This window comes from Neisseria sp. HMSC70E02 (genome assembly GCF_001838645.1).
Classification (GTDB): Bacteria; Pseudomonadota; Gammaproteobacteria; order Burkholderiales; family Neisseriaceae; genus Neisseria; species Neisseria macacae.
Map to the genome: position 1 here is coordinate 1 of NZ_KV838056.1, position 10,572 is coordinate 10,572.

The following is a 10,572-nucleotide window of genomic DNA, read 5'->3' on the forward strand; positions in this document are numbered from 1 at the left end:
GTCGTCTGAAATCCCTTTCAGACGACCTTTATCACTATTTACCACGCATCAATTCAAAAAACTCATCATTGTTTTTGGAATCTTTGAGTTTGCCCACCAAAAATTCGGTCGCTTCGATTTCGTCCATTGGATGCAGGAATTTGCGCAAGAGCCACATGCGCTGCAACTGGTCGTTCGGTACCAGCAACTCTTCACGGCGCGTGCCGGATTTGTTGATGTTGATGGCAGGGAACAGGCGTTTTTCCGCCATGCGGCGGTCGAGGTGCAGTTCCATATTGCCCGTGCCTTTAAATTCTTCATAAATCACATCATCCATGCGGCTGCCGGTTTCTACCAAAGCGGTCGCAATAATGGTGAGCGAGCCGCCTTCTTCTACATTGCGCGCTGCGCCGAAGAAGCGTTTGGGGCGGTGGAGGGCATTGGCATCTACGCCGCCGGTCAGGATTTTGCCGGAAGTGGGTACAACGGTATTGTAGGCGCGGGCGAGACGGGTAATCGAGTCAAGCAGGATGACCACGTCTTTTTTGTGTTCGACCATGCGCTTGGCTTTTTCAATCACCATTTCCGCCACTTGGACATGGCGCTGCGCCGGTTCGTCGAAGGTGGAGGAAACCACTTCGCCGCGCACGGAACGGCTCATTTCGGTAACCTCTTCCGGACGTTCGTCAATCAACAAGACAATGAGTTCGACATCGGGATAGTTGGCGGTAATCGCGTGGGCGATGTTTTGCAGCATCACGGTCTTACCGGTTTTCGGCGGTGCAACCAACAGGGCGCGTTGTCCGCGGCCGATGGGGGACACTAAATCAATAGCACGGCCGGTAAGGTTTTCTTCGGCTTTAATGTCGCGCTCGAGTTTGAATTGCTTGGTGGGGAAAAGCGGGGTGAGGTTTTCGAAGAGGATTTTGTGTTTGCAGACTTCGGGATGATCACCGTTGATGCTGTCGAGGCGGACGAGTGCGAAATAGCGTTCGTTGTCTTTGGGTACGCGCACGCTGCCTTCGATGGTGTCGCCCGTATGCAGGTTGAAGCGGCGGATTTGCGTGGGTGAGACGTAGATGTCGTCGGGACCCGCGAGGTAGGAAGTGTCTGCGCTGCGTAAAAAGCCGAAGCCGTCGGGCAGGATTTCGAGCGTGCCGGAGCAGGTGAAGCTTTCACCCTGCTTCATCATTTGTCGGACAATGGCGAATACGAGGTCTTGTTTGCGGAAACGGTTGGCGTTTTCAATGCCGTGTTCTTCTGCCATTTCCAAGAGTTTGGAAATGTGTAGGGTTTGTAGTTCTGAAACGTGCATGATTTTTGACAGTTGTATTGGAAAAGATGGGATTCGGAAGACAGAGGTCGTCTGAAAAGAATAGTGTACGGAACGTACGATGATTTTTGAGAAACCTGAATTGTAGGCAGTCGGAGGGCGGGTGTCAAATTTAGGCAGGGCAAGGTTTGTATGGCATAGGTTTTGTTGCATGACTGGTAACATTGAATTGAAAAAGTCGTCTGAAAAATACGTTTCAGACGACCTGTTATAAAGCAATAATAATCCTTCTGCTATTTAGCGTTTATTCAGATAACCCTCGGGGAAGATGCTGTGATATGAGGTGTATAGACCGATTGCCATCATAGAATAAGGAACTGTGAAGACAGAACCAGACAAAATTGTAAGAAAAATGAAAACTTCCCATATTTGCTGTTCCCCTCCTGCGCCTAACAGTTGTCCTCCTACACCCAATACAAAAATAATTGGTATAGCAAATAATGTCATTGCCAACCCAAATGCCATAATAACGCCAAACCAAATCAAGCTATATACCAGAAACGCAGGGATATTGCGAAAACAGGCATTTAAGCTAACCTTAATGGCGGCAACTGGTCTGACATCCTCCAACATGACCAAAGCAGGAGTCAACCAAAACATCATAGAACCAATGCTAATGACCATCAGCATTATAATGAACACAAGTGACTCCCCCATCGGCAACATCTCTAGAGCAGAGAGATTTCCTTTCGTAAGCAACATGATAGGAATAACAGCAACCAACGCAAGAAGCAGTATCGCAACTATACTCATCAGCATAAGAACTAGGAACGAACCGATCTTTTTAGTTGAAAAACCTGCAAACAAACTACCAAAGTTAAAATTCGCACCTTTTGCGGTTTGATGTGCCAGCAGCACAATACCACCTAGGAAACAATAGCTTCCCCAATATACAAACAGATTGATGATCACTTCGCGTATGACTATACCTAAGGACAATTGATTGAAGGTCATAGGCTGGCTGCCTTCTGCTGCATAGCTGGACAACAAACCCAAAGCAATCGGGATAAGGAAGAACAAAACCATTGCCCCTATCCATTTTAATTTGTATTTATTAAAAATACGCCATGATTCAGCAAACCAATTTACCCCTTCACTTGCACGCAAACGTTTGGGTTGATTAACGGGGCTATTAGGTACAGCAATATGTTGCGTAGGTTGCGAAGTTTCCATAAAAATAATTTCCAAGTTTATGAATGAGAAAAATTATTATTATATCATAAAACATAGGTTTATTTATTGAGCCTTTTTGACAATAGGTCGTCTGAAATCTTTTCAGACGACCCCATTTATAACCACACACCCCTTTCTTCTTTGGAAGTTTGATAAATGACTACACCCACACCCAAAGACCCTCTCGGTTCTGCATGGATGATTATTGCCGCACTCGGCTTTACTGTCATGAACGTGTGTATCAAAGCCGCGGCGGCAAAATTCGGTTTCAACAGTGGCGAACTGGTATTTTGGCGCATGAGTTTTGCTGCCGTCGTATTAGGCATAATGGCAAAAGCACGCGGCGACCCCTTTGCTACGCCGCATTGGAAAACCCACCTCAACCGCAGCGTTGTCGGCACAGCCGCCATGTTTTGCCTGTTTTATGCCGTCATGCACCTGCCGCTGGCAACGGGGGTAACCTTAAGCTACACCTCTTCGATTTTTCTGGCGGTATTTTCATTTTTTATCCTGAAAGAGCGGATCGCGTTTTATACGCAGGCAGTTTTGTTATTTGGCTTTTTCGGTGTCGTCCTGCTGCTGAACCCTTCGTTCAAAGGCGGACAGGAAATCGCCGCATTGGCAGGCTTGGCGGGCGGAGCCATGTCAGGTTGGGCGTATTTGCAGGTGCGCGAACTATCATTGCTCGGCGAGCCGGGTTGGCGGGTAGTGTTTTATTTTTCGATAACCGGCGTCATCATGGCATCGGTTTGGGCAACTTTGACCGGTTGGCACAGCATTTCCCTATCCGCCCTGCCCTATCTTTTCTGCATCGGACTTGCCGCCATGCTTGCCCAGCTTTCCATGACCCGCGCCTATAAAGTCGGCAACAAATTCACCGTCGCCTCTCTTTCTTATCTGACCGTCGTCTTTTCCGCCCTATCGGGCATGATATTTTTGGGCGATACCATCACTTGGCAGGAAACCTTTGGTATGATTATTATTGTCACAAGCGGCATATTAAGCAGCATCCGGCCGGTTTCGATTAAAAAGTGGCTTACCAAAACAAGCTGACCATCAACCTCATCATTAACATCATATAAAAAGGAGAGTACGATGATTTCCATCCGCGAGCAGTCTTACGGTTTGAATGTGGCGCTGTACAACGAATTTACCCTCGACGATTTCCGCCAGCTTGAAGCTGCCTTATTGGAAAGCAAACAAAAAATCCACTTACCCGACGTCCTTTTGGATTTGTCCATGCTGAAAGATTTCACAATCGATATGGCGATGGAGCAAATCAAATTCCTCAATCAACATGAAAACGACTTCGGCCGCGTCGCCGTCATTACAAACGACATTTGGATCAAACTCGGCGCCCGCCTCTCCAGCCTGTTGACCAACCAACATCCGAAATATTTTGACGACGCCACTAAGGCTCAAGAATGGCTGTTGGCAAGCAATTTCAGGCAATAAAAATGAAGGGCTGAAACAGACGAAATAGCATCCCGCCCTTTTCACCTTCTGAATTTCGCTCGGAAGAGGTCGTCTGAAACATGCAAAATACACACAAAATAGCCCCGTTTTAGTGTTATCAATGACGTTTTTCATTTAAATATGCTAAAACTCGATAATTTGTGTAAAATACACTCCGCATAAGGATAGGACTCCCATGCTGCTGATTCCCGCAATCGATTTAAAAGAAGGCCGCTGCGTGCGCCTGAAACAAGGTTTGATGGAGCAGGCGACGGTGTTTTCCGATTCGCCCGCCGAAACTGCGCTGCATTGGTTCAAACAAGGCGCGCGCCGTTTGCATTTGGTGGATTTGAACGGCGCATTTGCCGGCGCTCCACAAAATTTCCCCGCCATCAAGGACATCCTCGCTGCCGTTGCCAAAAACATTCCCGTACAGCTGGGCGGCGGGATACGCGACTTGGAAACCATTGAAAAATATTTGGATTTGGGATTGAACGACGTCATTATCGGTACGGCGGCGGTAAAAAATCCCGACTTCGTGCGCGAGGCGTGCAAAACGTTTCCGGGGCAGATTATCGTCGGGTTGGATGCCAAAGACGGCATGGTGGCGATAGACGGCTGGGCGACCGTAACCGAGCATCATGTGATTGATTTGGCGAAACGTTTTGAAGACGACGGCGTCAACAGCATTATTTACACCGACATCGGCCGCGACGGCATGATGAGCGGCGTGAACATCGACGCAACCGTCAAATTGGCGCAAGCCGTTGCCATTCCGGTTATCGCGTCGGGCGGATTGACCAATTTGGACGATATCCGCGCTTTGTGTGCCGTTGAGAAACACGGCGTGGCGGGTGCGATTACCGGGCGTGCGATTTACGAGGGCAGTATTGATTTTGCCCAAGCGCAGCAGTTGGCAGATTCGTTGGCATAAGTTGGTGTAGCGAAACTCGCTGCGCTCGTTTTGGCGAAATTCGTTACACTCATTTTAGAGAAACTCGCTGCGCTCGTTTTCAGACGACCTTATTTAAAAACAACCATCCAGGTCGTCTGAAATGACCAAACGTTTTCTTACTCACTTGTCCCGCCGTTTTCAAACAATATAGCGGGGCGAAGATACACAATACTCGGTTGAACCTGTTTGCTTTCATTGTTGTCCTGTCTTCACAGGCAGGACAAAAGACGGGTTCGTCCATTTTTCTTCACAATAAAAGGCGGCTGACCGCCGAATATTGTTTGGGACTCACCATCCCACACTCACTAGGTTTATTTACTTTTCAAGGGGTATTTCATGTTTGAAGCATTTATTTTGGGCTTTTGGATTATCTGGTCGTCCGGCCGCAACGTGCGCGCCGTCAGCGAAGGTTTGGGATTTACCATTATCGCCATCCTCGTCCGCCAGCTTTCCGCGTTCGATATGCCGATGATCGACACCTATTGGATGGTGTTCAACGGCGCATTGTGGGCATTTGCCAGCACAGTGTTTTATATCGTCGGACGCTTCAGCGGCAGCTTTATGACTTCCTGCGTATTCGCCGCCATTGCAGGCGTCGGCTATTTCCAACTGCTCCAACACCTGCCCAAATGGGTTCACAACTGGCTGGCGTAACACCTGCCTTGCCGGTATCAATGATTTGAAAGGTCGTCTGAAACGGATTGTCCGTTTGGGTAAAATCCGCTGTATGGATTTTAGCGAAACCCGCTGCGCCCACTTTCAGACGACCTCATTCCTAGGTTTGGAAAGGCATTCAAAATGGCACTGGCAAAACGCATCATCCCCTGTCTCGACGTTAAAGACGGCCGCGTCGTCAAAGGCGTAAACTTTCTCGGTTTGCGCGATGCGGGCAATCCCGTCGATGTCGCCAAACGCTACAACGACGAAGGTGCGGACGAGCTGACCTTCCTCGACATCACTGCCTCCTCCGACAACCGCGACACCATTTTGCACGTCATCGAAGACGTTGCCTCACAAGTTTTCATTCCGCTGACCGTCGGCGGCGGTGTGCGCACCGTAACCGACATCCGCCGCCTGCTCAATGCCGGTGCGGACAAAGCCAGCATCAACACCGCCGCCGTCACCAATCCCGATTTAGTCAACGAAGCAGCCGGATTTTTCGGCTCGCAAGCCATCGTCGTCGCTGTCGATGCCAAAGCCGTCAATCCCGAAAACACCCGCTGGGAAATTTTTACCCACGGCGGGCGCACGCCGACGGGCTTGGACGCAGTCGAATGGGCGGTTGAAATGCAGCGGCGCGGCGCGGGCGAAATCCTGCTCACCAGCATGGACAGGGACGGCACGAAACAAGGCTTCAACCTGCCGCTGACCCGTGCCGTCAGCGAAGCGGTCGATATTCCCGTCATTGCCTCAGGAGGCGTCGGCAATGTTCAGCATCTGATTGATGGCATCAAAGAAGGCAAAGCGGATGCCGTGCTTGCCGCCAGCATTTTCCACTTCGGCGAAGTCAGTATCCGCGATGCGAAGCTCGCCATGCGTGAAGCCGGAATCGAAGTAAGGCTGTAAGTTGAACTTGATTGACTCAAGGTCGTCTGAAAACGAGCGCAGCGAGTTTCGCCAAAACGAGCGCAGCGAGTTTCGCTAAAATGAGTGAAACGAGTTTCGTCAAAATAAATAAGGATGCCGAATATGGATAACAGCCTGCTTGAAGCCGTCAAATTCGACGAAAAAGGCTTGGTCTGCGCCATTGCCCAAGACCGGCAGACCCGCCGCGTATTGATGGTCGCATGGATGAACGCCGAGGCACTGCAAAAAACCGTAGCAACCGGTTTCGCCCACTATTACAGCCGCTCGCGCCAAAAACAATGGATGAAGGGCGAAGAATCGGGACACACACAAAAGGTGTACGAATTACGCCTCGACTGCGACGGCGACGCCATCGTAATGCTGATAGACCAAAACGGCGGCATCGCCTGCCATACCGGACGCGAAAGCTGTTTCTACAAAGTCTGGAAAGACGGCGTATGGCAGACGGTTGATGCCGTGTTGAAAGACGAAGAAGCCATTTATGGGCATACGCATCCTTAGAGGTCGTCTGAAAACGAGTGCAACGAGTTTCGCTAAAACAAGCGCAGCGAGTTTCGCTAAAACGAGTGTAACGAGTTTCGCTAAAAATCGGGCGGATGATTGTCTGTTGTCAGAAACAGCGTTAAGCGAAGCCAAGCAAACCGATGCCTTATCCGAATAATCCTTATCCTTCAAAGCCGAAAATCCCATGACCGACACCATCCTCTCCCAAATCCAAAACACCGTCGACTCCCGCAAAGGCGGCGATCCCGAAGCTTCCTACGTTGCCCAGCTTCTGCACAAAGGCGAAGACAAAATCCTCAAAAAAGTCATCGAAGAAGCGGGCGAAGTGCTGATGGCTTCGAAAGACGGCGGTGGCGAACACCTCGTTTACGAAGTTGCCGACTTATGGTTTCACACCATGGTTCTCTTGGCGCACCACGGGTTGCGCGCCGAAGATGTCGTCAACGAGCTTGCGCGCCGTCAAGGTTTATCAGGCTTGGCGGAAAAAGCCTCTCGCAAAGAGTCTTGAATTTATATTACAATCCGACCTTATTCGTTTTTCTGTCGTCTGTTTGACGAAACGCGCTTCATTCGTTTTAGCGAAACGCGCTGCGCTCGTTTTCAGACGACCTCGGAGCCATTATGGACAACTGTATTTTCTGTAAAATCGCCGCCAAAGACATTCCGGCGCAAACCGTGTACGAAGACGACGAGATGTTGTGCTTCAAAGACATCCGTCCCGCTGCGCCGGTTCATCTGCTGCTGATTCCGAAAGTCCATTTCGACTCGCTGGCACACGCCGCGCCCGAACATCAAACCCTCTTGGGCAAAATGATGTTGAAAGTCCCTCAAATCGCCGAAACGGCAGGTTTGACCGACGGTTTCAAAACCCTGATCAATACAGGCAAAGGCGGCGGGCAGGAAGTGTTCCACCTGCATATCCACATCATGGGCACGCCTGCGTAAACCAACATTCCCACCATCCATTTTCAACTATATCAAGGATTTATTATGGGTAGCTTCTCTCTGTGGCACTGGATTATCGTATTAATCATCGTTGTTTTGGTTTTCGGTACCAAAAAACTGCGTAACGTCGGCAAAGACCTCGGCGGTGCCGTGCATGACTTCAAACAAGGCCTGAACGAAGGTACCGACGGCAAAGATGCCAAAAAAGACGAAGTCATCGAACACAAAAAAGACGAAGACAAAGCATAATCTATGTTTGATTTCGGTTTGGGCGAGCTGCTTTTAGTCGGCATCGTCGCCCTGATTGTACTCGGCCCCGAGCGTCTGCCCGAAGCCGCCCGAGCCGCCGGACGGCTTATCGGCAAGCTGCAACGCCTCGTCAGCAGCGTCAAGCAGGAATTCAACACCCAAGTCGAATTGGAAGAGCTGCGCAAAGCCAAACAGGAATTTGAAGCCGCCGCCGCACAAGTGCGCGACAGCCTCAAAGAAACCGGTACGGATATGCAGGACAACCTGCACGACATTTCCGACGGACTCAAACCTTGGGAACGCCTGCCGGCGCAGCGTACGCCCGCCGATTTCGGTTTGGATGAACACGGCAATCCGCTTCCTTCGTTAAGCACGGAAGTTTCAGACGACCCGGCTGTTTCCACGTCGTCTGAAAACGCTCTGCCGCAAGCAGACACTACGACGGATGCTGTCGAAACCGACACGCCTGCAGAATCCGAGCAAGACCGCGCATGGCGCGAATACCTGACCGGCAGCGCCGCTCCGGTTTCCAATGTCGTAGAAGTCAGCTATATCGACACTTCCGCAGACGCGCCCGTGCTGCATATCACTTCCCTCAAAAAACAAGCGATGAACCGCAAGCGCGACCTGCGCCCGAAATTTCATGCCAAACCCAAACTTCGCGTCCGTAAAAAGTGAGTAAACCGGTGTCCGAACCTCAAAACGAACAACCCGTCCAACCTCTTATCGAACACCTTATCGAGCTGCGCCGCCGCCTGATGTGGATCGTCATCGGCATCGTCGTCTGCTTTCTCGGCATGATGCCGTTTGCCCAGCAGCTTTACACCTTTGTTGCCGAACCATTGATGGTGAATCTTCCCAAAGACACCAGCATGATTGCCACCGACGTCATCGCACCGTTTTTCGTGCCGGTGAAAGTGACGCTGATGGCGGCATTCCTCGTTTCCCTGCCGCACACGCTCTATCAAATCTGGGCATTCGTCGCACCTGCCCTCTACCAAAACGAAAAACGCCTGATTACCCCGCTTGTTCTCTCCAGCGTCAGCCTGTTTTTTGTCGGCATGGCGTTTGCCTACTACCTCGTTTTCCCCGTCATCTTTAAATTCCTCGCGGGCATCACCCCCGTCGGCGTCAACATGGCGACAGACATCGACAAATATTTGTCCTTTATTTTGGGCATGTTCGTCGCATTCGGCACGACTTTCGAAGTCCCCGTCGTCGTCGTCCTGCTCGCCAAAATCGGCGTCGTGACCACCGAACAACTCAAAAATGCACGACCCTACGTCATTGTCGGCGCATTCGTCGTTGCCGCCATCATTACCCCGCCGGACGTGATTTCCCAAACCCTGCTTGCCGTCCCGCTTATCTTGCTTTACGAAGCAGGTATCTGGTGCAGCCGCTTTATCAAACCCAAATCGGACGAAACCGACGAACACCCGCCCCTTCCGCCCGCAGAAACTTAAATCAGCCTGCGGATATAGCTTGCAAAGGAAAAAAGGTCGTCTGAAACGTAACATCCCGTTTCAGACGACCTTTTTCATACGCCAGCGTTTGCGTTTTACCGACCTTATACCGAAATCCCCACCAATTTCCTACATTGCCCCTTTCAGATGACCCCTCTATAATCCCCGTTTCCATCCTAAAAACAGGAAACACCTCATGAACATCACAGAAATCGTCCGCCAACGATACAGCACCAAGTCTTTCGACCCGTCCAAAAAAATCGCTGCCGAAGACTTCGCCCATATCGAAGCCGCCCTGCGCAACAGCCCCTCCAGCGTCAATATGCAGCCGTGGCACTTCATCATCGCCGATGACGAAGCGGGCAAAACGCGCATTGCCAAATCCACCGAAAAACTCCCTTACAACACCCCGAAAATCACTCATGCGTCCCATGTCGTCGTTTTCGCCGCCCGCGTTTGCGCCGACGATGATTATGTCGCCGCCGTATTGGCGCAAGAGGATAAAGACGGACGTTTCGCTACGGAAGAAGCCAAGCAGGCAGGCGATTCCACCCGCCGCCTGTTCTTGGGCATCCACCGCAACCAATTCCAAGATGAAGAGCAATGGCTTGCCAAACAAGTCTATCTCAACATGGGCTTCACCCTATTCGCCGCTGCCGCAGCAGGCATCGACGCCGTGCCGATGGAAGGCGTCGATTTGCAGGTTTTGAATGAGGAATTTGGTTTGACTGAAAAAGGCTACAAAGCCGTCGCCGTCGTCTCCTTCGGCTACCGTGCCGCAGACGATTTCAACGCCGCGCTGCCCAAATCGCGTTTTGAAAACGAAGTCATCTTCACCAAAATCTAAACCCGATAGAAACAAAAACAAGGTCGTCTGAAACCCAACAATGCAGGATGAACTGCACCCCAAAAGTTGGACACATCCCCTC

The 10,572-nt window shown here is 50.7% G+C and carries 14 protein-coding genes; 12 read left to right on the forward strand and 2 right to left on the reverse strand.

Going from position 1 to position 10,572, the window contains the following annotated elements; genetic code table 11:
* Nucleotides 1–34 precede the first annotated feature (34 nt).
* Both rho and HMPREF3277_RS00710 read right to left on the reverse strand, forming a co-directional pair.
* Complete coding sequence (gene rho, locus HMPREF3277_RS00705) at nucleotides 35–1,294, reverse strand: transcription termination factor Rho (RefSeq protein WP_003756207.1); 1,260 nt, start codon at nucleotides 1,292–1,294, stop codon at nucleotides 35–37.
* 255 nt (nucleotides 1,295–1,549) lie between these two features.
* Nucleotides 1,550–2,485: a hypothetical protein gene (locus HMPREF3277_RS00710; RefSeq protein WP_003769080.1), complete on the reverse strand. Its 936-nt coding sequence runs from the start codon at nucleotides 2,483–2,485 to the stop codon at nucleotides 1,550–1,552.
* Nucleotides 2,486–2,641: 156 nt separating this feature from the next.
* Here HMPREF3277_RS00710 and HMPREF3277_RS00715 point away from each other — a divergent pair, with 156 nt between their 5' ends.
* From HMPREF3277_RS00715 to nfsB, 12 genes are all read left to right on the forward strand, one after another.
* A complete protein-coding gene (locus tag HMPREF3277_RS00715; protein WP_070869736.1) occupies nucleotides 2,642–3,538 on the forward strand; it encodes a DMT family transporter in 897 nt (298 codons plus the stop codon).
* 42 nt (nucleotides 3,539–3,580) lie between these two features.
* Entirely contained in the window at nucleotides 3,581–3,940 is a 360-nt protein-coding gene (locus tag HMPREF3277_RS00720; RefSeq protein WP_070869737.1) for a SpoIIAA family protein, read from the forward strand.
* A gap of 196 nt (nucleotides 3,941–4,136) precedes the next feature.
* Complete coding sequence (gene hisA, locus HMPREF3277_RS00725) at nucleotides 4,137–4,874, forward strand: 1-(5-phosphoribosyl)-5-[(5-phosphoribosylamino)methylideneamino]imidazole-4-carboxamide isomerase (protein WP_070869738.1); 738 nt, start codon at nucleotides 4,137–4,139, stop codon at nucleotides 4,872–4,874.
* A 357-nt stretch (nucleotides 4,875–5,231) separates the two neighbouring features.
* Nucleotides 5,232–5,549: a hypothetical protein gene (locus HMPREF3277_RS00730; protein WP_003756197.1), complete on the forward strand. Its 318-nt coding sequence runs from the start codon at nucleotides 5,232–5,234 to the stop codon at nucleotides 5,547–5,549.
* 144 nt (nucleotides 5,550–5,693) lie between these two features.
* Nucleotides 5,694–6,461 carry an imidazole glycerol phosphate synthase subunit HisF gene (hisF, locus tag HMPREF3277_RS00735; protein ID WP_070869739.1) on the forward strand — a complete coding sequence of 256 codons (768 nt, stop codon included), beginning with the start codon at nucleotides 5,694–5,696 and terminating at the stop codon, nucleotides 6,459–6,461.
* Between the two features lie 123 nt (nucleotides 6,462–6,584).
* The gene (gene hisI, locus HMPREF3277_RS00740) at nucleotides 6,585–6,983 is read left to right on the forward strand and encodes a phosphoribosyl-AMP cyclohydrolase (protein ID WP_070869740.1); all 399 of its coding nucleotides are present in this window, start codon (nucleotides 6,585–6,587) and stop codon (nucleotides 6,981–6,983) included.
* A 187-nt stretch (nucleotides 6,984–7,170) separates the two neighbouring features.
* Complete coding sequence (locus tag HMPREF3277_RS00745) at nucleotides 7,171–7,494, forward strand: phosphoribosyl-ATP diphosphatase (protein WP_070869741.1); 324 nt, start codon at nucleotides 7,171–7,173, stop codon at nucleotides 7,492–7,494.
* A gap of 113 nt (nucleotides 7,495–7,607) precedes the next feature.
* Complete coding sequence (locus HMPREF3277_RS00750; RefSeq protein WP_070869742.1) at nucleotides 7,608–7,931, forward strand: histidine triad nucleotide-binding protein; 324 nt, start codon at nucleotides 7,608–7,610, stop codon at nucleotides 7,929–7,931.
* Nucleotides 7,932–7,976: 45 nt separating this feature from the next.
* Entirely contained in the window at nucleotides 7,977–8,180 is a 204-nt protein-coding gene (tatA, locus tag HMPREF3277_RS00755; protein WP_003679438.1) for a Sec-independent protein translocase subunit TatA, read from the forward strand.
* A 3-nt stretch (nucleotides 8,181–8,183) separates the two neighbouring features.
* Complete coding sequence (gene tatB, locus HMPREF3277_RS00760; RefSeq protein WP_045074866.1) at nucleotides 8,184–8,858, forward strand: Sec-independent protein translocase protein TatB; 675 nt, start codon at nucleotides 8,184–8,186, stop codon at nucleotides 8,856–8,858.
* Nucleotides 8,859–8,866: 8 nt separating this feature from the next.
* Nucleotides 8,867–9,643 carry a twin-arginine translocase subunit TatC gene (gene tatC, locus HMPREF3277_RS00765; protein ID WP_009313159.1) on the forward strand — a complete coding sequence of 259 codons (777 nt, stop codon included), beginning with the start codon at nucleotides 8,867–8,869 and terminating at the stop codon, nucleotides 9,641–9,643.
* 196 nt (nucleotides 9,644–9,839) lie between these two features.
* Nucleotides 9,840–10,490, forward strand: coding sequence for an oxygen-insensitive NAD(P)H nitroreductase (nfsB, locus tag HMPREF3277_RS00770; RefSeq protein WP_070869743.1), 651 nt, complete (start codon nucleotides 9,840–9,842; stop codon nucleotides 10,488–10,490).
* Nucleotides 10,491–10,572 lie beyond the last annotated feature (82 nt).